The sequence below is a fragment of the Vibrio sp. Hep-1b-8 genome, assembly GCF_006124995.1.
GTDB lineage: Bacteria > Pseudomonadota > Gammaproteobacteria > Enterobacterales > Vibrionaceae > Vibrio.
In genome coordinates, this window is record NZ_QEWN01000002.1 from 110,137 (window position 1) to 136,029 (window position 25,893).

Annotated in this window: 24 protein-coding genes; 18 read left to right on the plus strand and 6 right to left on the minus strand. The window is 44.8% G+C overall.

The features are described 5' to 3' along the window. Positions 1–2 precede the first annotated feature (2 nt). A complete protein-coding gene (recD, locus tag DA100_RS01230; protein WP_138970486.1) occupies positions 3–2,114 on the plus strand; it encodes an exodeoxyribonuclease V subunit alpha in 2,112 nt (703 codons plus the stop codon). A gap of 26 nt (positions 2,115–2,140) precedes the next feature. Here the strand turns inward: recD and DA100_RS20825 are convergent, their stop codons facing one another. Together DA100_RS20825 and argA are read right to left on the minus strand one after the other, a co-directional pair. Beyond that, complete coding sequence (locus DA100_RS20825; protein WP_171052109.1) at positions 2,141–2,317, minus strand: hypothetical protein; 177 nt, start codon at positions 2,315–2,317, stop codon at positions 2,141–2,143. Positions 2,318–2,520: 203 nt separating this feature from the next. Further along, positions 2,521–3,858 (minus strand): amino-acid N-acetyltransferase, encoded by a 1,338-nt coding sequence (gene argA, locus DA100_RS01235; RefSeq protein WP_138970487.1) that lies wholly within the window; start codon positions 3,856–3,858, stop codon positions 2,521–2,523. Between the two features lie 240 nt (positions 3,859–4,098). Here argA and DA100_RS01240 point away from each other — a divergent pair, with 240 nt between their 5' ends. From DA100_RS01240 to DA100_RS01305, 14 genes are all read left to right on the plus strand, one after another. Beyond that, positions 4,099–4,488 carry a DUF2850 domain-containing protein gene (locus tag DA100_RS01240; RefSeq protein ID WP_138970488.1) on the plus strand — a complete coding sequence of 130 codons (390 nt, stop codon included), beginning with the start codon at positions 4,099–4,101 and terminating at the stop codon, positions 4,486–4,488. Positions 4,489–4,573: 85 nt separating this feature from the next. Continuing rightward, positions 4,574–5,677 carry a murein transglycosylase A gene (gene mltA / locus DA100_RS01245; protein WP_138970489.1) on the plus strand — a complete coding sequence of 368 codons (1,104 nt, stop codon included), beginning with the start codon at positions 4,574–4,576 and terminating at the stop codon, positions 5,675–5,677. Positions 5,678–5,769: 92 nt separating this feature from the next. After that, positions 5,770–6,579, plus strand: coding sequence for a tRNA cyclic N6-threonylcarbamoyladenosine(37) synthase TcdA (gene tcdA, locus DA100_RS01250; protein ID WP_138970490.1), 810 nt, complete (start codon positions 5,770–5,772; stop codon positions 6,577–6,579). A 15-nt stretch (positions 6,580–6,594) separates the two neighbouring features. Beyond that, entirely contained in the window at positions 6,595–7,023 is a 429-nt protein-coding gene (csdE, locus tag DA100_RS01255) for a cysteine desulfurase sulfur acceptor subunit CsdE (RefSeq protein WP_138970491.1), read from the plus strand. A gap of 170 nt (positions 7,024–7,193) precedes the next feature. Continuing rightward, a complete protein-coding gene (locus tag DA100_RS01260) occupies positions 7,194–8,321 on the plus strand; it encodes a bifunctional tRNA (adenosine(37)-C2)-methyltransferase TrmG/ribosomal RNA large subunit methyltransferase RlmN (RefSeq protein ID WP_138970492.1) in 1,128 nt (375 codons plus the stop codon). Between the two features lie 326 nt (positions 8,322–8,647). After that, positions 8,648–9,622, plus strand: a complete 975-nt coding sequence (gene rodZ / locus DA100_RS01265; protein WP_138970493.1) for a cytoskeleton protein RodZ — start codon at positions 8,648–8,650, stop codon at positions 9,620–9,622. An 8-nt stretch (positions 9,623–9,630) separates the two neighbouring features. Further along, positions 9,631–10,749, plus strand: a complete 1,119-nt coding sequence (gene ispG / locus DA100_RS01270) for a flavodoxin-dependent (E)-4-hydroxy-3-methylbut-2-enyl-diphosphate synthase (RefSeq protein ID WP_138970494.1) — start codon at positions 9,631–9,633, stop codon at positions 10,747–10,749. Positions 10,750–10,794: 45 nt separating this feature from the next. After that, the gene (hisS, locus tag DA100_RS01275) at positions 10,795–12,063 is read left to right on the plus strand and encodes a histidine--tRNA ligase (RefSeq protein ID WP_138970495.1); all 1,269 of its coding nucleotides are present in this window, start codon (positions 10,795–10,797) and stop codon (positions 12,061–12,063) included. Between the two features lie 67 nt (positions 12,064–12,130). Continuing rightward, positions 12,131–12,745 (plus strand): YfgM family protein, encoded by a 615-nt coding sequence (locus DA100_RS01280; RefSeq protein ID WP_138970508.1) that lies wholly within the window; start codon positions 12,131–12,133, stop codon positions 12,743–12,745. A gap of 9 nt (positions 12,746–12,754) precedes the next feature. Then, positions 12,755–13,915: an outer membrane protein assembly factor BamB gene (gene bamB, locus DA100_RS01285; protein ID WP_138970496.1), complete on the plus strand. Its 1,161-nt coding sequence runs from the start codon at positions 12,755–12,757 to the stop codon at positions 13,913–13,915. Positions 13,916–14,083: 168 nt separating this feature from the next. Continuing rightward, a complete protein-coding gene (gene der, locus DA100_RS01290) occupies positions 14,084–15,568 on the plus strand; it encodes a ribosome biogenesis GTPase Der (protein WP_138970497.1) in 1,485 nt (494 codons plus the stop codon). 80 nt (positions 15,569–15,648) lie between these two features. Beyond that, a complete protein-coding gene (locus tag DA100_RS01295; RefSeq protein ID WP_138970509.1) occupies positions 15,649–16,515 on the plus strand; it encodes an alanyl-tRNA editing protein in 867 nt (288 codons plus the stop codon). A 273-nt stretch (positions 16,516–16,788) separates the two neighbouring features. Next, a complete protein-coding gene (locus tag DA100_RS01300; RefSeq protein ID WP_138970498.1) occupies positions 16,789–17,793 on the plus strand; it encodes a sensor domain-containing diguanylate cyclase in 1,005 nt (334 codons plus the stop codon). A gap of 73 nt (positions 17,794–17,866) precedes the next feature. After that, positions 17,867–18,088, plus strand: coding sequence for a zinc ribbon domain-containing protein (locus DA100_RS01305; protein WP_138970499.1), 222 nt, complete (start codon positions 17,867–17,869; stop codon positions 18,086–18,088). Here DA100_RS01305 and xseA read toward each other — a convergent pair. Beyond that, the gene (gene xseA, locus DA100_RS01310) at positions 18,081–19,412 is read right to left on the minus strand and encodes an exodeoxyribonuclease VII large subunit (protein WP_138970500.1); all 1,332 of its coding nucleotides are present in this window, start codon (positions 19,410–19,412) and stop codon (positions 18,081–18,083) included. The two genes, DA100_RS01305 and xseA, sit on opposite strands and share 8 nt — an antisense overlap. A 232-nt stretch (positions 19,413–19,644) precedes the next feature. On the opposite strand from xseA, the gene guaB reads away from it, so the two are divergent. Then, positions 19,645–21,108, plus strand: coding sequence for an IMP dehydrogenase (guaB, locus tag DA100_RS01315; protein ID WP_138970501.1), 1,464 nt, complete (start codon positions 19,645–19,647; stop codon positions 21,106–21,108). A 125-nt stretch (positions 21,109–21,233) separates the two neighbouring features. Beyond that, on the plus strand, positions 21,234–22,787 hold the full coding sequence (gene guaA, locus DA100_RS01320; protein ID WP_138970502.1) for a glutamine-hydrolyzing GMP synthase: 1,554 nt from the start codon (positions 21,234–21,236) through the stop codon (positions 22,785–22,787). Between the two features lie 193 nt (positions 22,788–22,980). Here guaA and DA100_RS01325 read toward each other — a convergent pair whose 3' ends face one another. From DA100_RS01325 to DA100_RS01335, 3 genes are read right to left on the minus strand one after another with little or no spacing between them, the layout of a single operon-like run. Then, positions 22,981–23,514, minus strand: coding sequence for a hypothetical protein (locus DA100_RS01325; RefSeq protein WP_138970503.1), 534 nt, complete (start codon positions 23,512–23,514; stop codon positions 22,981–22,983). Continuing rightward, positions 23,480–23,809, minus strand: a complete 330-nt coding sequence (locus DA100_RS01330) for a hypothetical protein (RefSeq protein WP_138970504.1) — start codon at positions 23,807–23,809, stop codon at positions 23,480–23,482. Before DA100_RS01330 ends, DA100_RS01325 begins: the two co-directional genes overlap by 35 nt. A gap of 2 nt (positions 23,810–23,811) precedes the next feature. Beyond that, the gene (locus DA100_RS01335) at positions 23,812–24,330 is read right to left on the minus strand and encodes an Hcp family type VI secretion system effector (RefSeq protein ID WP_138970505.1); all 519 of its coding nucleotides are present in this window, start codon (positions 24,328–24,330) and stop codon (positions 23,812–23,814) included. Between the two features lie 692 nt (positions 24,331–25,022). Here DA100_RS01335 and DA100_RS01340 point away from each other — a divergent pair. Continuing rightward, a partial coding sequence (locus DA100_RS01340; RefSeq protein ID WP_138970506.1) for an SUMF1/EgtB/PvdO family nonheme iron enzyme occupies positions 25,023–25,893 on the plus strand: 871 nt, incomplete at its 3' end.

A 25,893-nucleotide genomic window follows, 5' to 3' on the forward strand; every position in this document is an offset into this window, starting at 1 on the left:
TCATGATGAATCTAGTTCAAACCCTCAAGCAGTTAGCGCTGAAAGGCGGTATCCGACAACTTGATTATCAATTTGCTCGATTCATCGAGTCTCAATCTCATGACCCATATCTGGGGTTCATTGCCGGAGTGGTGAGTAGTGAGTTAGGAAAAGGTCATATTTGTCTTCCATTGAACGATGCTCAGGGACAGGTGGTTGATCTCAGTGCAAAGCTTGGTCTTTTTGGTGAGGCTGCCCATCAACTTAATCAAATCTTGGTCGGAGTGGATTGGCATCAGTGCCTTAGTTCGGCGCCATTAGTCGGAACAATGGGAGAATCGCTGCCACTAATATTTGATGGTAAACGGCTCTACCTTCATCGCTATTGGCACTACGAAGTCGCGCTAGCCGAACGCTTAAATAGCTTTGGGTCACCTATGATCCAAAAGCCTACTGAAGTACAAAAGCTCGCAGACCTGCTCGATCATCTTTTTGCCAGAAACTATCGCTATCTATTTGAAGATATTAAGAAAAGCTTTGAATCTGGAGAGCTAAATTCGGTGCTTCGTCAGCGTATGGTTTGCGATCACCTAGACGTCGTGTGTGAGGAAATCTTGGATTGGCCTACCATAGACCAAAAGCTTGTTGCGGCGAAAAGTGTCTCTGATTTGTTGGTGTTAGATGAGTTGGTCCCTATGGCTGCTTGTGTTAACTGGCAGAAGGTTGCGGCAGCGGTTGCGCTGAGCCGGCGTTTTGCGGTGATTTCAGGTGGACCGGGAACCGGTAAAACAACAACGGTAACCAAATTACTTGCAGCGCTTATCGAGCAAGCACAAAGCAATAATGAATACCCAACCATTAAACTAGTAGCGCCGACGGGGAAAGCAGCAGCCCGTTTGACGGAATCGATAGGTAAAGCGGTCGCTGGTTTGCCAGTATCGTTAGCGCTCAAGCAAGCGATTCCTACAGATGCAAGTACCCTTCATCGTCTATTGGGCGCGATACCAAACAGCGCAGAGTTCCGACACAACCAAGATAATCCACTTCACTTAGATATTCTTGTCGTCGATGAGGCCTCTATGGTTGATCTGCCGATGATGTACAAATTGATTGATGCGTTACCTAAGCATGCGCGTTTGATCTTACTTGGCGATAAAGACCAGCTTGCTTCGGTAGAGGCGGGAGCGGTGCTTGGGGATATTTGTTCGTTTAGCCATTTTGGCTTCAGTCAGTTACAAGCGACGCAAGTGGCGCGTTTAACGGGCTATACAACACTGGCTCAGACAAATAATGTTCAACCTTCGATAGCCGATAGCTTGTGTATGCTCAAAAAGAGCTACCGTTTTGATGCACGCTCAGGTATCGGTCAACTTTCTCAGGCGGTCAACGCAGGCTCGGCGCAGAAAGTCGATTGGGTGTGGCAAAAAGAGTTTGCTGATATCGCGAGATTTCCTATCGATAGTCAGCACTACAGTCAATTAATTCAATCCCTAGTCAACGAGTACAGCGACTACCTCAAACGTATGAATATTTCGCAACACGATGCTAGTACCGGTCAACTTGAAACCGCGGCTCATAAAGCGAAAGCCGTATTGGAACTATTTTCACGCTGTCGTTTGTTGTGTGCTATTCGTGAGGGAGACTTTGGGGTTAAAGGGCTAAATCTGCGTATTGAACGCGCCTTGGCTGCACGTAAACTTATTCAGGTTCAGGACGAAATTTGGTATCACGGTCGACCAGTAATGGTGACACGCAATGACCATTCGCTAGGGCTTTACAATGGTGACATTGGTATCTGTATGCTTGATCAGTCAGACAGTCAGCCAAGGTTGAAAGTCTTTTTTGAACTTCCGGATGGTAGCGTGAAATCGGTGCTGCCAAGTCGAGTTCCAGAGCATGAAACCGCCTACGCAATGACGATTCACAAGTCACAGGGCAGTGAGTTTGAGCATACTCTAATGATTCTTCCACCTGAGTTTACCCCTATTTTAACACGTGAGTTGATCTATACAGGGATCACGCGAGCCAAGAAGCGTTTGAGCTTGTATGTCGATGATAGAGTGATGAAAAGAGGCATTAAGGTTCGGACTGAGCGAGCAAGTGGATTGATAGAGCGGTTGCAAGCGAATGGATAACCTTCCGTGGTTATCGAATGCAAAAGTTAAAGTGCTTTAGTGAAAGAAATACTGCGAATGCGGTATTTTTTTTGATAGTTCAAAATGAATGCTTTTAAGCCTTCTGTAACGGGAAAGACGCAGTGAACGTCTAGATTTTCTAACAGTTCATTGTCTGCCATATCCCAAAAACTCTGGACTGAGTTACAGATAATTTTTTTCATCGACAGTTTGCTCTAAGTGACGTAGTGAGTTACCTCAAGCAATCCTTGCGACTTAACTTGCGAATAAGTTAAGCGGATAAGCGAATCCTATTTAGCTCCCATTAATTTGGGAGCTCGAATTTTAAACAATCTGACGAATGAAATAAAGTGAATAATGTAGGAAAATTCACCGCCTTAAGCGCAACTATGAGAATATCAACGTCTTACAGCTGTAAAGAGAGTATTTTCGATTTACGTTGATAGTTGTATAAGTTTTGCTTGTGTGATGGCAAAGAGTCGACACCCATTTCATGGAAACCCTGCTCTCTAAACCAGTGGAGACTATGAGTCGTCAGGACGAAAATTTGTTCGATACCCTGAGCTTTTGATTGCAATCTCATATGGTTAAGCAGCAACAGTCCTCGATTTCCATCGCGGTATTCTGGATGAATGGCCACACACGCCATTTCTGCCATTTTCTCATCAGAATAAGGATAAAGAGCTGCGCAACCAATGATTAGCCCATCTTTATCAATAATGGTGAATTGATGAATCTCTTGCTCAAGTTGCTCACGTGAACGTCTAACAAGAATGCCTTGCTCTTCTAATGGGCGAATCAAATCAAGAATGCCGCCAATATCGTCAATATCGGCAAGTCTGACTTGCTCTGCACTCGCCTCAACGACCTGAGTGCCGATACCATCGAGAGAGAAAAGCTCTTGAATCAGTGCGCCATCAACTTTGTAGCTGACCAAGTGGCTACGTGGAACACCCGCTCGACATGCTGCTGTTGCTGCTCTAAGGAAACGTAAAGTCCCCGAAGAAGAGTCATTGTCTCTGCCGCGTTCGTTTTCCAGACGAGACAAAATCCGTTCTGCGTCTTTGGGAAACAGCTCGGCGACCGCGTTGCCATTTTCATCAATGATGCCTTGTTCAGAACAGAAGCCAATCAACTTATCGGCATTTAATTTTATTGCGACTTGGGTCGCCACTTCTTCAGAGAGTAAGTTGAAAGATTCTCCGGTCACTGAACTGGCGATAGGGCCAAGTAAAACGATCGAACCTTGATCAAGCATACGGTTGATGCCTTGTGCATCGATACGTCTTATGCGCCCACTGTGACAATAGTCGATGCCATCGTCGACACCGAGCGGTTGAGCGATGACAAAGTTACCGCTGACAACGTTGAGTTGAGTACCGGCCATCGGCGTATTACTGAGGCTCATCGATAGCTGTGCGGTAATGCTCAACTGTAGTTGCCCTGCGGCTTGCATGACGTAGTTGAGAGATGTCTCATCGGTGATCCTGATACCTTTGTGGTAAGGCGTGTGATGATTATTTTGTTCAAGAAGATTGTTAATTTGTGGACGCGCTCCATGGACCAATACAATTTTCACGCCCAAGCTATGCAACAGTGCGAGATCGCTGATAATATTGGCAAAATTTCCATCTGCTACAGCTTCACCGCCGATCATGATAACCATGGTCTTGTCTCGGTGAGCATTGACATAGGGAGCGGATTGTCTGAACCCCTTAACCAGAGCTGTACTTCGAATCTTCACAATATCTTCCGTAATGAATTTATATACAGATATACTGCAATTTTATTCTTTTTTCGGCAAGCGTTTTTTAGCGTCTAGATCTATTGTTTTTAGGCTTGGGTATAAGTGTTTCTTCTAGCTGAACTTGTGAATAATGCGTCACTCTGAGCGGCGCTAGGAGATTTGGTTCGAAGTTGTCTATATTTTGAACGACACTTAGAGAGTGAATTCCATACTAGTGATGGGTAGGTAGTAAAGAAAGTGAGTAGTGTAAGTAAGGGTAAAAAGAAGCTCATAGAGCGAGCCATTTTGCTGTTAGCGATCGTCGCCGCTGTTGGTGCCGTTATGCTGGCCAATGTTCTTTATGACTTCTATCTAGAGAAAAAATACCCTAAGTCGGATCTTTATGGGACTTGGACTGAACAAGATGTAGCGACTTATGCTGCTGAAGCGTTTGTCGTGACACCTGCGGGAGTCGCTATCAATGGTGGTATTGTCGACACTCGCTATAGTTGGAATGGCACATACCTTGAATTTCAGGTCGGTAACAAGACGCGCCGCTTTAAAGTGCTCAATGAAGAGCTGACTGAGATACAGCTTATCTCTGAGCCGCACTACCAGCCTGTGTATCGATTGTCAGAAAACGATTAAAAATAACATTCCCTAACGACTGGCTAATTGCGTATTTCAGTCAAGTTTGTCATGCTCTTAGCATCGCTTGAAAGGAATAAAATTAGTGTTCAAAAAATATCTTCCTATCGCCGCAGTCAGCGTTTTGTTTGGCTGTGCGCAACCTACCGATCGTGCTCAGCAATATATCGATGATGAATTCAATTCGATTTTGAATAAATCCTCACTTGTTGAGTCTGACAAACCTCGTGACTTTACTGAGTTCCATCGTCAGACTGAATTGGTCGTCGATAACTCGCCTTCATTGGCGGCCACATACCAACCTTTGTATGAAAAACTCAATGAGTGGATTCTTCAAAGTGGTGAGCCGACAGAGTTTGCTAACTTCGGCATTCAGGCTGCACAGCTAGGTGGTGGAGATAAAAAAGGTAATGTCCTATTTACGGGATATTTTTCTCCAGTCATGGAGCTTCGTCATCAACCGAACGAGGTCTTCAAATATCCGGTTTATGGTAAACCCGCTTGTGAAAGTGATTGTCCTACTCGTGCACAAATTTATGATGGTGCGCTTAGCGGACAAGGATTAGAGCTCGGCTATGCTGCCAATATGATAGATCCATTTTTAATGGAGGTTCAGGGCAGTGGTTTTGTTCATTTTGAAGATGACGATACTTTGGAATACTTCGCTTACGGCGGCAAAAATAACAAAGCGTACGTGAGTATTGGACGCGTGTTGATTGAGCGAGAGCTCGTTTCACGCGAGAAAATGTCAATGAAAGCGATCAAGGAATGGGTTCTGGCAAACGATGAAGAGACTGTTCGTGAACTTCTAGAGCAAAATCCATCATTTGTTTTCTTTGAACCGCGCGCGGATGCGCCAGTAACAGGTTCTGCCGGAATTCCATTATTGCCTATGGCGTCGGTTGCTGGCGACCGCAGTATCTTTCCTATGGGGACGCCTATATTGGCTGAAGTACCTCTGCTGAACTCAGATGGTTCATGGAGTGGTGCACATCAGCTCCGTCTTTTGGTCGTGTTAGATACCGGTGGGGCTGTAAAGCAGAACCATCTTGATTTATATCACGGCATGGGACCGAGAGCGGGGATCGAAGCTGGGCACTACAAACACTTTGGTCGTGTATGGAAGCTGGGTCTTGAAAACTCAACGACTCAAGCGCCTTGGGCATTGCCACCGGAAAAGCGACAATAGTTGAACAAGGACTCGTCTCCTTCATCTAGACTTTTTATTGAAGAGTGCGTATAAATCGCACTCTTTGTTTTTGTACCAAGCGGAAAACCAATATGCGCGAACTCGATACTCCAGCTTCTGATAATTACAACCAACGTTTTGGTGGCACTCGCCGTCTTTACGGTAACAGTGAAGTCGAGATTTTGCGTGCTGCGCACGTTTGTGTCATCGGTATTGGTGGCGTGGGTTCATGGGCGGTAGAAGCCTTAGCTCGTACCGGAATTGGTCAACTGACACTTATCGATATGGACGATGTGTGTGTAACCAATATTAACCGTCAGATCCACGCTATGTCTGGTACTGTTGGTCAAAGTAAAATCGAAGTGATGGCAGAGAGAGTGAAGCTGATTAACCCAGAATGTAAAGTCAATCTGATCGATGACTTTATCACTCCTGACAATCAGCACGAATACTTGAGTAAAGAGTATGACTATGTACTCGATGCGATTGACAGCGTAAAAGCAAAAGCGTCCTTACTTGCCTACTGTCGTAGCAACAAAATCAAAGTCATTACCACTGGTGGTGCTGGTGGTCAGGTTGATCCAACCCAGATAAAGGTCGCTGATTTGACTAAGACGATTCAGGACCCACTAGCGAAAAAAATCAAAGATACGCTACGTCGCCATCATAATTTTCCAACCAATCCAGCACGTAAGTTTGGCATTGATTGTGTATTTTCAACTGAGCAGTTGAAATACCCTCAAGCAGACGGCACGGTTTGTGGCGTTAAGTCGACAGCGGAAGGCCCAAAACGTATGGATTGTGCGAGTGGCCTTGGTGCTGCAACGGTAGTGACGGCGACCTTTGGCTTTGTTGCCGTATCTCGCATTGTTGAAAAGCTAATCCAAAAACACAGTAAGTAACAGGTGGATTTTTCTATGTCGTCGTTTCCTCAATCTCCATTTGGCCACGATATTAGCGTTGAAGATATCATTGCGACTATACAAGGTTTCAAAGGCTGGGAAGATCGTTATCGTCAGGTTATCCAGTGGGGTAAAAAACTACCTCAGATGCCTGAAGAGCTAAAATCGCAACATGTGACGGTGGCAGGTTGTGAGAGTCAGGTTTGGTTGGTTCACGAACAGCTAGAAGACAAGTGGTATTTCTGTGCTGACTCTGATGCACGTATTGTTCGAGGTCTGATTGCACTGGTGCTGGCTGCATTCGATGGCAAAACCACTCAGGAGATCGCGAGCTTTGATACTGATGGCTATTTCGAACAGCTAGGTCTGATTGCACACCTGAGCCCTTCCAGAGGTAATGGTCTTAAAGCGATTGTTGAGAAGATAAAGCAAGTCGCCCAATAATTTTCTCCTATTCAGCCTGTCAAAAAGGCGGACTGATTATTGCTGTTTAAAATTTAATCATTGCGATATTAACGCCTTAATAAATACGTGGCTTTACAATGCTTGTTGTCGCTGCGTAAAGGCTGTACAATTCGCGCCCTTATTTAATGTTCCGTCGCTTGAGAGGCCACATGACCACTGAAAAAATCAATCTACTCGACTTTGATCGTCAAGGTATGCGTAAGTTTTTTGCTGACCAGCTCGGTGAAAAAGCATTCCGTGCAGATCAAGTAATGAAGTGGATCTACCATTTCGGTGTTGATAACTTCGAAGACATGACCAACATTAACAAGAAGTTACGTGAGAAACTTGAGCTTCGTTGTGAGATTAAAGCTCCAGCCGTGGCGGAAGCACAACACTCTTCTGATGGCACGATTAAGTGGGCTATGAAGGTGGGTGATCAAGACGTTGAAACGGTATACATCCCAGAAGATGACCGTGCAACGCTTTGTGTTTCATCTCAGGTAGGCTGTGCGTTAGAGTGTAAGTTCTGTTCAACGGCGCAACAAGGCTTTAACCGTAACCTAAAAGTGTCTGAGATTATTGGTCAGGTTTGGCGTGCTGCACGTGAAATCGGTCTACAGAAAGAGACTGGTCGTCGCCCAATTACTAACGTCGTTATGATGGGGATGGGTGAACCGCTACTGAACATGAAAAACCTGATCCCAGCACTTGAGATCATGCTAGATGATCTAGGTTTCGGTCTTTCAAAGCGTCGCGTTACTGTGTCCACTTCAGGTGTGGTTTCTGGTCTTGATCAGATGACGGGTAAAATTGACGTTGCTTTAGCGATCTCGCTGCATGCACCAAATGATAAGCTTCGTAGTGAAATCATGCCGATCAATGACCGTTGGGACATTCAGGACTTTTTGGCATCTGTGCGTCGCTACATTGCGTCTTCAAACGCTAACCGCGGCAAGGTAACCGTTGAGTATGTGTTACTTGACCATGTTAATGATGACATGGACCACGCACGTGAGTTGGCAGAGCTACTCAAAGACACGCCTTGTAAAATCAACCTGATTCCGTTTAACCCGTATCCAGGTTCACCATACAAGAAGCCAAGCAACTCTCGTATCGACCGCTTCCAGAAAACGTTGATGCAGTACGAACACACAGTCACGGTACGTAAAACACGTGGCGACGATATTGATGCAGCATGTGGTCAGTTGGTGGGTGATGTCATTGACCGTACTAAACGTACTGCGATGAACAAAGCCGCAAAAGGTGAGACCATCGAAATTAAAGCGGTTTCATAATCACGTGTAAGAATTTACTAAAGCCAGAGCCTCGCTCTGGCTTTTTTGTTACATCGTGTAGCGATATTTATGTCAAAATAACGAAAAACCTTGAGCTGCTTGTAAAATATGCACTTTCTCTATGTTGTTTCATCTATGATATCTATTAGAATTAAAGGTTAACGCTTTCGGGGTATTCCCCTGTTTATTGAGTGGAGCGTAACTTTTTATTAAATGAGGCTTTGACCTCGAATTATTTCAGGGCTTGGTTATCTCGCATTCAACGAAAAATAAATAATTAAGATGCGAATTAGCAAGGCACTAACGAGAAGAGAATTATTACCATCATGACTGCTGAACAACAAACTCCAGCTAGCGAAGAGCAAGTAGAAAAAGTACAAGCGGGTACGCTATTAAAGAACAAACGTGAGCAACTTGGTTTATCGCAAAAGCAAATTGCCGACCGTCTCCGTCTCCGTCTTTCAATCATTGAGAATATCGAAAACAACAACTTTGCTTCTGATCAGGTTGCGACCTTTACTCGCGGTTATCTACGTTCTTACGCTAAAGCGGTAGGAATTGAAGAATCCGCCGTCCTTTGCGCATTGGACGGGTGTGAAGAAACTAAGCCAGAACCTCAGGAGATGAAGAGCTTTTCACGAAAAACCAAACGTGAAGCCCATGACAGCCGTATTATGACCCTTACTTGGGGGATCTTTGCGGTCATTATTGGTATCTCTTCCGTTTGGTGGTGGCAAAACCAAGAAACGACCATGCTCGACTTAACCAGCCAAACAGAGCAGGAAATTGAGCTTGAACAGCAGGCCGCTAACCAAGAGCTCGATTTTACCACTTTAGAAAGTGCGCAGCCGCAACCAGAGGCTGCGCTCGATGCTAATGCCGATGACGTGCCAGAAGTGGAACCCGTGTTAGAACAACCAGATTCTCAAGCGCCTCTAGAGACAGAAATTGTCCCAGAAGTTGCAAAACAAGCTCAGCCTGAAAAACAGCTAGAGCAAAACGTTAATACTACGGAAGCAGAGCCTGTGTCTGAGTCAGTTCAATCGACGCAATCCGACACGGTTGTTAATCTGCTCAAACTCACTTTCTCAGATGATTGCTGGATCCAGGTTAAGGACTCTTCAGGTAAAACATTATCGACTGGTGTGAAAAAAGCAGGGCAGACGCTCGAATTAAGTGGCAATTTGCCATATAGCGTCATTTTAGGTGCTCCTGAAAACGTTTCAATGACATTAGCGAGTGAACCTGTCGACCTTTCTGGGTATACTTCAGGCAAAGTAGCAAGATTCAACTTACCTTAGAAATTACTATGCAATACGAATCTCCGATCAAACGTCGTCCATCGACTCGTATCTACGTGGGCGATGTACCTATTGGTGACGGTGCACCAATCGCAGTACAGTCAATGACCAACACCCGAACAACAGACGTTGAAGCGACTGTTGCTCAAATCCGTGCTTTGGAAAATGTCGGTGCAGACATAGTGCGAGTTTCTGTACCAACTATGGATGCAGCCGAAGCATTCAAACTGATCAAACAACAGGTCAATGTCCCACTTGTCGCGGATATTCACTTTGATTACCGAATCGCACTTAAAGTTGCTGAGTACGGTGTTGACTGTTTACGCATTAACCCAGGCAACATAGGCAACGAAGAGCGCATTCGTTCAGTTGTCGATTGTGCTCGCGACAAAAATATTCCTATTCGTATTGGTGTTAATGGTGGCTCTCTGGAAAAAGATATCCAGATGAAATATGGCGAACCAACGCCAGAAGCCCTAGTTGAATCAGCAATGCGTCATGTCGATATTCTAGACCGTCTCAACTTTGACCAATTTAAAGTCAGTGTAAAAGCGTCGGATGTCTTCTTAGCTGTCGATTCGTACCGACTACTGGCGAAGAAAATTGATCAGCCGCTGCACTTAGGTATTACCGAAGCGGGTGGTGCTCGTGCTGGCGCGGTTAAATCTTCTGTTGGTCTTGGTATGTTATTAGCGGAAGGGATTGGCGATACGCTGCGCATCTCTTTAGCGGCTAACCCAGTTGAAGAGATCAAGGTTGGTTTCGATATTCTGAAATCACTGCGCATTCGTTCACGCGGTATCAACTTTATTGCGTGTCCGAGCTGCTCTCGTCAAGAATTTGATGTCATTGGTACGGTCAACGCACTCGAAGAACGCTTAGAAGATATTATTACACCGATGGATGTTTCGATTATCGGTTGTGTCGTTAACGGTCCGGGTGAAGCTGAAGTGTCGCATCTAGGACTAGCAGGAAGCAACAAGAAGAGTGCTTTCTACGAAGACGGCAAACGTCAAAAAGAGCGTTTTGATAACAATGATCTCGTCGCGCAACTTGAAGCGAAGATTCGTGCCAAGGCTGCGATTCTTGACGAGAAACAACGTATCGACATTAAAGTACAAGATTAATCTCAACCTAGATTACGCTAAGTAATTAACCTAACGGTAGATATTGTGGCAAAGAAAATCCAAGCAATTCGAGGCATGAACGATTGCCTTCCAACTCAATCACCACTGTGGCAAAAACTTGAAAACACAGTGAAAAACGTAATCAGCGCATACGGTTACAATGAAGTGCGCATGCCAATCGTTGAGATGACCCATCTATTTCGCCGTGCAATTGGTGAAGTAACCGATGTGGTTGAAAAAGAGATGTACACTTTTGAAGACCGCAATGGCGATAGCCTGACTCTACGTCCAGAAGGCACTGCGGGTTGTGTACGTTCTTGCATTGAAAACAGCCTGATTGATCGCTCAGAGCAGCGTTTGTGGTACATGGGACCGATGTTCCGTCATGAGCGCCCACAGAAAGGTCGCTACCGTCAGTTCCACCAGTGTGGTGTTGAGGTATTTGGTCTAGATGGCCCTGATGTTGATGCTGAACTTATTATGATGACAGCGCGCTTATGGCGTGAGCTGGGTATCGATAAGCATGTACGTCTTGAGCTTAACTCTATTGGCTCGCTGGATGATCGTGCGAACTACCGTACCGCACTGATTGCTTTCTTAGAGCAGCATCTTGATGTTCTTGATGATGATTGTAAGCGTCGTATGCATACCAATCCACTACGTGTTTTGGATACAAAGAATCCAGATGTACAGGCGATTCTTGGCGATGCACCTCGCCTTTCTGATTATCTAGGTGAAGAGTCTAAAGAACATTTTGCAGGACTTTGTGAACTTCTTGACGCTGCTGGTATCGAATACACAGTTAACGAACGCTTAGTTCGTGGTTTGGATTACTACAACCGCACTGTATTCGAGTGGATCACTGAAAGCCTAGGTGCACAAGGCACCGTTTGTGGTGGTGGTCGTTATGATGGTCTGGTTGAACAGTTAGGCGGTAAAGCAACACCTGCTGTTGGCTTCGCTATGGGTCTAGAGCGTCTAGTATTGATGCTTGAAACTTTGGAATTAACTGAAGTTCGTCGTAGCGTTGACGTTTACATGGTCACAGCGGGTGAAGGCACTATGATGGCGGGTATGAAGCTAGCGGAAACATTGCGTGAGCAGGTACCAGGTCTACGTGTTATGAACCACTTTGGTGGTGGTAACTTCAAGAAGCAGTTCAAGCGTGCGGATAAAGTCGGCGCAGCGGTCGCATTGGTTCTTGGTGAAAACGAAGTTGCGGATAACACAGTTGTACTGAAAGATCTGATTGGTGGTACACAAGATACATACAGCCAAGCAGACGTTATCGCAAAACTATCTGAGCTAGTTTAAACAATTTATCTATTCTCAAAAGTGGTGATGAGTGTCGCCACTTTTTAAAGATGTAAGAGGACAGGAAGTGGAACTCTACGATACTGAAGAACAACAAGTAGAAGCGATCAAAGATTGGTGGAAAGAGAACGGCAAAGCAGTCATTTTGGGTGCGGTTGTTGGTCTGGGCGGTCTGTTTGGTTGGCGTTACTATCAAGATTCTGTAACAGCCGCTCAAGAAGCCGCGTCTGAAAGCTACACCAAAGCGGTACAATCATTAGCAGAAAAAGGCGTATCAGCAGAAGGCGATATTCAAGCTTTCATTGATGCCAACAAAGAGACTGAATACTCAGTGCTTGCTGCGTTACAACTGGCTAAAGTTCAAGTTGAAGCGGGCAATCTGGATGAAGCGTTGGCTCAACTAGAGTGGGCGAAGTCTGCAACCAAAGATGCAGCAGTATCTGCGGTACTTAACTACCGTCTTGCGCGTGTTAAAGCGGAGCAAGGTGAGTTTGATGCCGCTATCGCAGAACTCGCCAACATCACTGACCAAAGTTGGGCAGGTCGTGTTGCTGAGTTGAAAGGCGACATCTTGTTGCGTAAAGGCGATACACAAGCAGCGTATTCTGCATACACAGAAGCGCAGCAATCTGGTGATGCTAGCCAGGCTCTACAAATGAAACTGGATGACCTAGCCAAGTAAGGGCGTAGCATGAAGAATATGCTTAAAAAGGCGCTTGCAACGGCAATGTTTGTTGGCGTACTGGCGGGCTGTGCTAGTGAAGAAGACACCATTATCATGGCGCCAGTTCCTCAAGTGGACAGCGAGTTCACACCTAAATCTGAGTGGAGTAATTCAGTCAGTGGTGGTGTAGGGCAATACTACTCAAAGCTGACACCTGAATATGCTTACGACAAAGTGTTTGTCGCGGGTCGTGATGGCGTGGTTAAAGCACTTGATCCTGAAAGTGGTAAAACACTTTGGGAAGCCAATGTTGAAGCTGATGTGTCGGCTCGATTGTCTGGTGGTATTACGGCAGCGTACAGTCAAATTTTCATCGGTAGCGAAAACGGGCGTCTATTCGCCTTCAACGAAGAAACGGGTGAGTTAAATTGGCAAGCTGACGTTGATGGTGAAGTGCTCGCTGCACCAGCAACGGATAGCAACCTTGTTATTGTCCATACCAACAAGGGCATCTTGCAGGCACTGGATCAAGTGACCGGTGAAGTAAAATGGACCATCAGTACAGAGGTTCCAAGTCTGACTTTACGTGGTAACAGTGCACCTGTGACTGCCTCTGGTGGTGTGTTCTGGGGTACGGCTAATGGTCGATTGGCCGCCGCTATTGTCGAACGTGGACAACTCATTTGGCAGCAGCCAATTGGTATGCCACAAGGTGCGACAGAAATCGATCGTCTAGTCGACGTTGATGCATCTCCATTAATTTTAGGCAGTACACTGTACATTGTTGGCTATAACGGTCAGTTGACGGCCATCGATCTACGATCGGGTAAAGCGGCGTGGAAGCGCAACTATTCATCCTCAACTGACTTAGTGAGTGACGGTAGCCGTTTGTTTGTTGTGACCGACCAAGACCACATTGTGGCGGTTGATGCTCGTAGTGGCACCGAGTTGTGGTCAAACGAGCAATTAGAGCATCGTTTGGTGACAGCACCAGTCATGATTAATCAGTACGTTGTTGTTGGTGACAGCGAAGGTTACTTATATTGGATTGATCGCAGTAGCGGCGAGTTTGTCTCGATGCAGCAAGTCAACAGTAGTGGCTTTGCCGTTGCTCCAATTGCGGTTCCCGGTGGTTACGTAGCTGTGACTCGCAATGGCGATGTAAAGAAACTGACGATCAACGAGTAATCGTGTGATATAATTCACATTCGGCTCCTAGCTGGTAACAGTTGGGAGCCGTTTGTTTGTTTTAGATACCCATAGTTTGATGTGGTTATAGGTAAAGGTCTCACGACGTGATTTCTGCTGAGTCGTTACCTATAACTACATAAAGTAAAGAATATTGTAGAGGTTGTTATGGTACCTGTTGTTGCTCTGGTAGGGCGTCCAAACGTTGGCAAATCAACGTTGTTTAACCGATTGACTCGTACACGCGACGCATTGGTTGCGGATTTCCCTGGCTTAACTCGTGACCGTAAATATGGCCAAGCTAAGCTTGGTGAACACGAATTTATCGTTATTGATACCGGTGGTATTGATGGCACAGAAGAAGGTGTTGAAACCAAAATGGCTCAACAGTCACTGGCGGCAATCGATGAGGCAGACGTTGTACTGTTTATGGTCGATGGTCGTGCTGGTTTGACTGCTGCTGACCAAGCTATTGCTTCACACCTACGTAAAATTGAAAAGCCATCAATGCTGGTTGTAAACAAGGTTGATGGTATCGATGCTGATGCGGCAAGTGCAGAATTTTGGCAGCTTGGCGTAGAAAACATGTATCAAATCGCTGCGGCACACGGCCGAGGCGTAACGGCACTTATCGATCTAGCTCTTAACCCATTCGCAGAGCAACTTCTTGAAGAAGCAAAAGGTGAGATTGAAGATCTGACCGAGTTTGTCGATGAAGACGAGAAGCTCGACTACAGCGAAGAAGAGGCGGAAGAAGAGTTCAAGCGCCTTCAAGATCAGCCAATCAAACTGGCCATTATCGGTCGTCCAAACGTAGGTAAATCGACACTGACAAACCGAATTTTGGGTGAAGAACGCGTTGTTGTTTACGATATGCCAGGAACGACTCGTGACTCTATCTACATTCCGATGGAACGTGATGGTCGCAAATACGTATTGATTGATACCGCGGGTGTTCGTCGTCGTACTCGTATTAACGAAACGGTCGAAAAGTTCTCGGTAGTAAAAACACTCAAAGCAGTAGAAGACGCGAACGTTGTTATGCTGGTTATCGATGCGCGTGAGAACATCTCAGATCAAGACCTTAGCTTACTTGGCTTTGCGCTGAATGCTGGTCGTTCTATCGTTATCGCTGTCAACAAGTGGGACGGCCTAGATATGGACGTCAAAGAGCAGGTCAAGAAAGAGCTCGATCGTCGTCTTGGCTTTGTTGATTTTGCCCGTATTCACTTTATTTCAGCGCTTCACGGCACAGGTGTTGGCCACCTATTTGAATCCGTGCAAGAAGCGTATAAATCGGCTACGACTCGTGTCGGTACCTCTGTTCTGACTCGTATCATGAAGATGGCAACGGATGATCACCAGCCACCAATGGTTCGTGGTCGTCGTGTGAAGCTGAAATACGCTCACGCAGGTGGTTACAACCCTCCAATCGTGGTTATCCATGGTAACCAGGTTAATGAGTTACCAGATTCGTACAAGCGTTACTTGATGAACTATTACCGTAAATCACTGGAAATTATGGGTACACCAATTCGTATTCAGTTCCAGAACAGTGATAACCCGTTCGAAGGGAAATCGAACAAGATGACACTGTCTCAAGAGCGTAAACGTAAGCGCTTGATGAGCATGATGAAAAATCGTAAAAACTGATCTTGATGAGAAAGATCAGATTGTCGAGTTAAATGAAAAGCGCCGCATTCGTTCCGGCGCTTTTTTTATAGGAATAAATGATGCAAGTTACCCCCACGATTACCCAATTCTGCCACGGAATCTGGCAGTTAGACGCAGACATTCAACTGTTACAGCGTGGCAGTGAATATCTTTACGTTGTAACGAATAAAACGCCCTTCCACCCTGTCAGCCACATTTGGCCGGATCATCCGGCAGATAAAGGGACACTGAACCAGCTCCCCGTTCTTGATTGCCAAGTTGGTGCGCTAGAACTGGCAACGGGTGAGTTATATGTTGGGCATGAGATTCCAGTCAAGCGTGACGAATCCGGTTGGTGTTTTGTCGTCGTACACTGTTTAGCAGCAGATTGCTCTGCATTGCAGCTAGGAGAGCGAGTAACTCTCGCTGTAGACAAGGCTTACCAAGGTTCGCTAAGTCGTGGACATAGCGCGGGTCATTTATCTTACTTAGCGTTGAACAAAGTGTTAACGGAGCAAGGTTATTGGAGAAAAGACGCTGACCGCAAAGACCCTCATGGCCATTACGATTTTAACAGCTATGCTCAGGTCACCAGCTTTGTTACCCCTGATCAATGCTTAGATACCTATCGACTAGGTAAAACGTTACGTAAACGTGGCCTGAACAGCGCAGATATGCTGAGTAATCTTGAGCAAATTCAACAACAGGTGAATCACATTTTGTTGCAGTGGATCGAACTTGGTTCAGAGGTCAAAGTAGAGTGTCATGGTGAAGCATTGACCGATTCGCGTTACTGGCAGTGCGATCTCCATCAGGGGGAAATAGCGGTAATCCCTTGCGGTGGCAGCCATGTAAACTCATTGACTGAATACGCTGCTATTGAAGTACGCTTAACTCAGATAGATGAGCAAAACATTGAAATGCACACCAGTGTAAAGCCATCATAGTAGCAAATGATCTTTTTATTAAATCCTGTTTGGTTTGGATTTTGATTCATGCTTGGATTTAAATCCTGTTTAAAATTGAAATGCAGCATATGTAACTTATGCTTTCGGTGTGTGGTTATATAAATATTCTTTTTAGGGTAGATCGCTGATCAAAATGGATTTTGCCGATGATCTGTACAAGATCATCTAAGCGTGTTCCAGTTCAGATAATTTCATATGTGTATATGATATTCTCCTCATATAACTATATTAAAAAAGAATAAGGCACGCGAAATGAACACGTACAGCCTGCTCGATGCTCACCGGGCAGTGAATCGTTTGTTGCAGCAGTTAGCTTTAGGAATGGACAAGTCTCGACTAAATGAAGCCGTTATCGCATTGTCGGAACAATTATTTGGTCGAAGGCTCGCGTCTATTTTGCGACATATTGACGGACACTTGTATTTAGAACACGCCCCACATTTGCCTGAGTTTTATAATCAAGCGATTGAAGGGGTCGCCATCGGACCTCAAGTCGGCTCTTGTGGTGCAGCCGCGGCAACGGGAAAACCGGTTGTCGTCTCGGATATAAATCAGCATGAAAACTGGCGGCCCTATACGGCTTTAACTCAGCAAGCGAATCTGCATGCCTGTTGGTCTGTACCGATCATTGCATCTGATAGTAGCGTGCTTGGTACATTTGCCATTTACAGCGAAAAACCGTCCACCCCAACCACAGAAGAACTCGAAATACTTGAGATGGTCGCTTCGTTATATGCGGTTGCACTGGAAAAGTATCAGTTGGAAGAGCAACTGCACTTTCACGCAAGCCGTGACCCTCTAACACGCTGTTTCAACCGTAGAATGTTGCAATTAGAAGTGCAAAATACATTGTTGAATGATGAAAATCGCAACTTGCTGTTTGCCTGCTTTTTTATCGATATTGATAGCTTCAAATATATCAATGATCGCTTTGGTCATGATGTTGGGGATAGTGTGTTGATCGAAGTTGCCGAAGTACTCAAGCAACAGTTTCAGCTTCGTTCGGTGCTAGGGCGCTATGGAGGAGACGAATTTGTTGGCTTCTGTTGCTTCGAAAGCTTGTCCGATTTGGAAGACTTCTCTGGCTGTTTAGAACGTGCCTTTAATGATATGCGACTCATTGATGGCTATCAGGTCAAAGTCAGTGTCGGTTATAGCTACAGTCATACGCCAAATAGTGATTCGATTGAAGGGATAATTCGACGTGCGGACCAGTCAATGTATCAGGTTAAGCACGCAAAGCGCAGTCTATACTGATTAAGATCATTGCTGGTAGATGATGAAGCGAATGATACTGATGGAAAGATATTGTTAGATCAAAGAGAGTGCTATGACTGAAAATCAATGCCCTAGCTGTAATGCTGAACTGCAGTGGGATGGACAATATGAGTGCCAGAGCTGCCAAGTCAGCTACAAGAAAATAGGCTACTGCTCAGACTGTGACGCGGAACTTGAGAAGCTTCAGGCATGTGGAGCAGCCAACTATTTTTGTAACAGCTGTAATGAGTTAAAGTCTAAATCGAAAGTAAGATTTGAGTTTGTTGCTAATTGACCGTTGAACAAACTTCGCCATCAGATAAGCGGGTGACCAAGATGTCACCTGCTTTTACGTCTGTGGCTCGAACTACCACATTGCCCTGTTCTGTTTGGGTAATGGAATAACCGCGCTTTAACGTTGCTAGAGGGCTAACGGTGTCAAGTTTCTCAGCCGCCAGTGCCAGTTGATGACGTGTGTTAAGCAACTTTCTATCCATCGCATCCAACAGTTTCTGTTCGAGTCTTTGCAATGTTCCTTTCTGTTGCGATAGATGCTTGAAAGGGGAGTTGAGAGCAACTCTGTGTTGCAGACGCTCGACTTTTTGCTGGCGAACTGAAATATAGTGCTGCATCGCGCGGTGCAGTTTCACTTCTAGCTCATCAAGTTGCTGGCTTTGGCGCTGCAACTGATAGCTTGGATGCTGTCTTTCCAAACGGTATACAAGTGAGGTGGTGCACCGTTTTTGTTCATTGATGTAGTGGCGCATCGCAGCAACAAGCTTGTGTTGACGGCCAATGAGAGCTTGATCTTTATGGCTATTATCACGACTGACTAGCTCAGCGGCAGCAGACGGTGTCGGTGCACGCATATCCGCGACGAAATCGGCGATCGTCACATCGATTTCATGACCAACCGCACTGATAATTGGGATCTGACTGGCCGCAATCGTGCGGGCGAGAATCTCGTTGTTAAAGCACCATAGATCCTCTAATGAACCGCCTCCGCGACCGACGATCAGAACATCACACTCATTGCGGCTATTCGCACAACCAATCGCCTGAGCGATCTGGATTGCGGCCTCTTCACCTTGAACCATCGTTGGGTAAACAATGACTGGTAGGGAAGGATCACGGCGTTTGAGTACGTCGAGAATATCAAATAGCGCTGCACCGGTTTTTGAGGTTATGACACCCACGCGTTTCGGATGCTCTGGAAGAGGCTTTTTACTGGTTTGAGCAAACAAGCCTTCACCCGCCAGTTTCATTTTCAACTCTTCAAACTGCTGTTGCAGTCGACCATCGCCTTCAGGCTGCATGCTCTCAATGATCAGTTGGTAATCCCCACGAGGTTCGTAAAGAGAGAGGCGCGCTTTGACCAGGACCTGATTACCGTTCTGCGGTTTAAAGGTGACACGGCGATTGTTACCACGGAACATGGCACATTTTACCTGAGCACGAGAGTCTTTAAGAGTGAGGTACCAGTGACCAGAAACAGGAGCAGAGAAGTTAGATATCTCGCCAACTAACCAAACAATACCCATTTCATTTTCGAGCAAAAGGCGCACTTCTGCATTAAGACGAGAAACGGTGAAGATGTTTTGATTGGTCAGAGAAGACACAGCTAATCTCGTAGGCGTGAGTATGGAAATTAGCGGCAATATAATACATATCAAGGGGGTAATTGCAAATAAAAAATAGAAAAATGTGTAGCCAAGCGATTTCCTAAGCCGTATAATCCGTCCGCAATATCTAATCCAAATGCAGTAGATTTTCTTAAACTTGCTGCCCTCATTATGCGAAACGATGAGACCGGATTGTTCTTTTTACTCCTCTAATTGTGAGATATTGCAAATGCTAAGAATTGCCAAAGAAGCGCTGACATTCGATGACGTACTACTTGTGCCAGCACACTCCACCGTTCTCCCAAACACAGCTGATCTTCGCACTCAGCTGACGAAAAATATCACTCTAAATATTCCGATGATTTCTGCGTCGATGGATACCGTGACGGAAGCTCGTCTCGCTATCGCTCTTGCGCAGGAAGGTGGCATTGGCTTTATCCACAAGAACATGTCTATTGAGCAGCAAGCTCAGATGGTTCATCAGGTTAAAATTTACGAAGCAGGTGTTGTATCACACCCTGTAACAGTAAGCCCTGATGCAACAATCGCTGATGTTGTTGCACTAACAGAAAAGCATGGTTTTGCAGGTTTCCCAGTGGTAACAGATACTAACGAGCTTGTTGGTATTATCACTGGCCGTGACGTTCGCTTTGTAACAGACCTTTCTAAGAAAGTAGATGTTGTAATGACGCCTAAAGAGCGCCTTGCAGCAGTTAAGGAAGGGGCTACTCGTGAAGAAGTTCAAGAGAAAATGCACAAAGCGCGCGTAGAGAAAGTACTGGTTGTGAACGACGAGTTCCAACTAACAGGTATGATTACCGCGAAAGATTTCCACAAAGCAGAGCGTAAGCCTAACGCATGTAAAGATGCGCAAGGTCGTCTACGTGTTGGGGCAGCAGTTGGTGCTGGCGCTGGCAACGAAGAGCGTGTTGCTGCACTTGTTGAAGCTGGTGTTGACGTACTACTGATTGACTCTTCACACGGTCACTCTGAAGGTGTTCTTAACCGTATCCGCGAAACTCGCGCAGCTTACCCAGATCTAGATATCATTGGCGGTAACGTTGCTACTGGCGCAGGTGCTAAAGCACTGATCGACGCTGGTGTTAGTGCAGTTAAAGTAGGTATCGGCCCTGGTTCTATCTGTACAACTCGTATCGTAACGGGTGTTGGTGTTCCTCAGGTAACGGCAATCGCAGATGCTGCTGAAGTAGCAAACCAACACGGTATTCCAGTTATCGCTGACGGTGGTATCCGTTTCTCAGGTGATATCTGTAAAGCTATCGTAGCAGGTGCATCGTGTGTAATGGTTGGTTCAATGTTCGCGGGTACTGAAGAAGCACCTGGCGAAGTGATTCTATACAACGGTCGCTCATACAAAGCTTACCGTGGCATGGGTTCTCTTGGTGCCATGTCGCAAGGCTCATCAGATCGTTACTTCCAGTCTGACAATGCAGCAGACAAGCTTGTACCTGAAGGTATCGAAGGCCGTATTGCTTACAAAGGTCGCCTAAAAGAGATCGTACACCAGCAAATGGGTGGTCTACGTTCAAGCATGGGTCTAACAGGTAGCGCGACTATCGAAGACTTACGTACGAAAGCTGAATTCGTACGTATCTCAGGTGCAGGCATGAAAGAGTCTCACGTACACGACGTTCAAATTACTAAGGAAGCACCAAACTACCGTCTAGGTTAATTTTTATTGTAGTAAAAATAAAACCTATACATTCAACGGTAACGTTTGCTTTTTCCTTGAAGCATTAATAGTAGGCGAGTACACTCGCCTACATTTTAATCACTTAGCTTATAAGACTGCTCAAAATGACTAAAAATATTCATGACCAACGTATTCTGATCTTGGACTTCGGTTCTCAGTACACTCAACTAGTAGCTCGCCGCGTACGTGAAATCGGCGTTTACTGTGAACTTTGGAGCTGGGATGTTGAAGAAGCGGATATTCGTGAATTCAATCCAGACGGTATCATTCTATCTGGTGGCCCAGAAAGCGTAACAGAAGCAAACTCACCACGCGCGCCACAGTACGTATTTGACTCAGGTGTTCCAGTTTTAGGTGTATGTTACGGCATGCAAACTATGGCTGAGCAGCTAGGTGGTAAAGTAGCTGGCTCAACTGAACGTGAGTTCGGTTACGCGCAAGTAAAAGTATCTGGTGACTCAGCTATCTTCAAAGATCTTGAAGCGACTCAAGATGTTTGGATGAGCCACGGCGACAAAGTTGTAGAAATTCCAGCAGACTTCGTGAAAGTTGGCGAAACGGATACTTGTCCTTACGCTGCAATGGCAAACGAAGAGAAGAAATACTACGGTGTTCAGTTCCACCCAGAAGTCACTCACACGAAAGGTGGCTTACAGATGCTAGAGAACTTTGTTCTTGGCGTATGTGGTTGTGAGCGTCTATGGACTTCAGAATCTATCATTGAAGACGCAGTTGCTCGTATCAAAGAACAAGTTGGTGATGACGAAGTGATTCTTGGCCTATCTGGTGGTGTGGACTCTTCTGTTGTTGCTATGCTGGTTCACCGTGCTATTGGTGACAAACTAACATGTGTATTTGTTGATAACGGTCTACTTCGTCTTAACGAAGGTCAGCAAGTAATGGACATGTTTGGCGATAAATTTGGCCTAAACATCATTAAAGTAGATGCTGAAGATCACTTCCTAAAAGCGTTAGAAGGCAAATCTGATCCGGAAGATAAGCGTAAGACTATCGGTCATGTATTTGTTGACGTATTCGATGAAGAATCGAAGAAGCTGAAGAATGCTAAATGGCTTGCTCAGGGTACGATCTATCCAGACGTTATCGAGTCAGCGGCATCTAAGACTGGTAAAGCACATGTAATCAAATCTCACCATAACGTTGGCGGCCTGCCAGAAGATATGGAAATGGGTCTTGTTGAACCACTACGTGAGCTGTTTAAAGACGAAGTACGTAAGATTGGTTTAGAACTTGGTCTACCATACAATATGCTTTACCGCCACCCATTCCCAGGGCCGGGTTTAGGTGTTCGTGTTCTTGGTGAAATTAAGAAAGAGTACTGTGACTTACTACGTCGTGCGGACGCTATCTTCATTGAAGAACTGCACGCTGCTGATCTTTACAACAAAGTTTCTCAGGCGTTCACGGTATTCCTTCCAGTACGCTCTGTTGGTGTAATGGGCGATGGTCGTAAGTACGATTGGGTTGTATCACTACGTGCTGTAGAGACAATCGACTTTATGACTGCTCACTGGGCGCATCTACCATACGACTTCTTAGGTAAGGTTTCTAACCGCATTATCAACGAAGTTGATGGTATTTCACGTGTTGTTTACGATATTTCAGGTAAGCCACCAGCGACAATCGAGTGGGAATAAGATTAGGTTAATCCCTACATCTAACTCATTGTAACTTAATGATAAGCCTTGATGAATCCCACATTGTGGTGACCGTCAAGGCTTTGTTTTATCAGAAGTATTCTACAGTTTATCTCAAATATCTCTTCACCCTATGGGGGGCAAACAGGGGACTTTCGTTCAGGAAAGTAACGTTAGTCCATGTAGCATACTTTTATTGTTCTCTTAGCACCTTCAATAACTCCCCCATGCCAATTAGATCAAACGGCAAATACTTCATGTTAAGTAATAACGATAAAGCCTCGTGGTCACTCTGAGTAAGCTCAAGGTCTTTTTTATTTGTTAATGAATATTGACCATAAACAGGCTTAGACAACCAACCTTCGGACTCTAGGATGTTAATAGCTTGGTGGTCTTGATTACTTTTTAAAGCCTCTACCATTTCATTCAACTCTACTTCATAGCATCGATATTCAGCGTCGCTTAATAAGTACATAACAACGCTTGATTGCTTTCTTAACGGGAGTGATAACAGCCAATCATTTATCGGATAAGGGTTATTTACTCGGTTAGTTTTATCTCCACAAATCTTAAATTTTTGGATAAAACTGATATAGCTATCAATGGAGCTATCCGACTTCAACATCAGATTATCGGGCACATTGGGTTGAGCATAAGACAATGTCCCCCCGAAGAGTGCAAGAAACGCAATACTACATAGCCTGATAAACACACTTCCAGAATTCATGTTCTTTTCCTGACGAATTTAACCACTCCTCACCGGCAATTTTCTCTATTTTCTTTCGATTAACATCGCTAACCGAACGCATAATGCGAGCAAATTCCTGCCAATCATATGACGCAATATTGGTCAATTTTTCATGCGGCTTACCTTTTAAGAAAATATCAAAAAATGGAATGACGGCAATCACCTTATTTAAGAGATTTGCTGTCTCAATTGTGTCTAATATCTCTTGTACAGCATGGACTCCCGACACTGACAAGCGGTCAGGGTCAATTTCACACTCTGCAATATTGATCATGCTCAAGCCTCCTGGGATACTCGCCAATCGTCTACACCATATGTACCTGCTGTATGGTGTGACCATTCAATTTTTCTATGCTTGAAAAACAAATTAACAAACTGATTGAAATGCTGCGACTTTGCTTCCCTTGAATCCGGCAGCAGTACCTGAATCTTACTCAACCGTGCATTAGTAAGCACCGTTGAGAAAAACTTCTCTTGAGTTCCATCCAAAGAAATACGATACCAGTCAAGCACAACTTTGTTTAATGTCTCTCCTTGGCATAATGCGTTATAAAGTAATGGCAATGCACTAGTGATCTCACATGTAACTTTTAGAGCACCGTGAATTCTTTGTCCTGTTGGACTTCCACTTTGTCTATCAGTGGGTATCACCACATTATGAGAAACACTTTGCACCAGAATTTCATCTTTATGCGCTTCAACAAACCGAACGCCGACGGAATTACTTGCACCTGCATTGCGTGTAATAAAGCCTTGATTCAGTCCTGATACTCTTAAATAACAAGGTTGTGGCATGGGAACCTATCGTTTTAGTAGTTGAATAATCAGTTTTAAGACTCTACTACTTAAAAGTACGAGGTAATATTTTCATGTTCAGGAGGAATATTACTATGGAATGATTATCTCACTTTCAAATTCAACAAACGTATCGAACTTCAATAGGTTGAGTAACGTTGATGACTCAACCTTGGTTATACCCTTAGTTGACGTCAAGTCGGTTACGGTAAAATTTTTTATCAGCTCAGTGGCTATTTATTTGATAACGGCCACATTTCTAATTAGCTGTTATATAGGTTTTTTTCGACTCATTTATCGCTTTCGGCGAATGATAAATAACATTATTACTTTGCTCTTCGTGATCACTCGCAACCTGACTTAGTGACTATTCTAGTTATTTTTTCCTCATCTATGCTGATACAACTTCACATACACAGGAGTTGTATAACAATGAAAACCTTGCGCTTTTTAGCCGTCGTATCGGCCTTGAGTATGGGCTCAAGTGCATGGGCGATTCTTAACGGGACACACGTTTTAACCACACCAATATTAAGGCAGCGTTTCTGATAATTATTTGATAGATTCATTAATTATTAACTGGGATGTGCATCATTAAGAAAAGGAAGGGAAATCACATTATTTCCGAGTCATTAACTTCATGTCACCTGCTTAGCCGCTTAAAATAAACGGCTAAGTGATGAGGATTGATAATGAATTATAAATGGCTAGGTCTTCTCGGGTCGATTCCTTTATTGGCGGCATGCAATAGCGATATCGACATTTCCAGCAACGTGCTTTCTCAACAGCAGCTCAACACCATTATTAGTAATGTCAACAAACACTATCCAGATGCAGACAGCGAACTAAAACAAAAGATCGCCGAGGTCGCGGTAAAGTCGATTGAAAATATGGTGTTTGTCGAAGGTGGCAGTTTTATTATGGGCGACTTTCGTATGCCCTGCATGAACGACGATCTTAATCGCCCAGTCTGGACGCCGGAAGCAAGCTGTTACAGTCAGGTCTCGATCGTTGATCACGGGGCGGATATTCAGCATGAAGTCACTCTAAGCAGTTATTCGTTGTCAAAGTATGAAGCGGAGTTGCTGGATTATGATGTTTACTTACAAGCGTTTAATCGACCATTTGAGCAGAGGATAATCGATGGTCAATATCTCAAACGGGATGCTAAAGATTTTGAATCAAGAAAAGAGTATTACGAAGGCAAACCCGCTAGAAAAGTAAATTGGCAAGATGCAAAAAACTATTGTCAGTGGCTGGGGCAATTGACCGCTGTACCAGTGGACCTGCCTACCGAAGCGCAGTGGGAATATGCGGCACGCAGCCGTGGTCAAAAACTTTACTACGCAACCAACAATGGCTTTATTCAATTTAGGGGAAGGGGTTTCCATAATCCAGAATTAGGTGGTTATGAAGAGTTTACCGAAAAAACCGTTAATGTTGATACGGACTTAAACCCTGTTGGTATGTTTGCGCCCAACCCCCTCGGTATTTATGATATGACTTACAATGCAGCAGAGTGGGTCAATGATTGGTACGCTAAAGATTATTATAAAGTGTCAC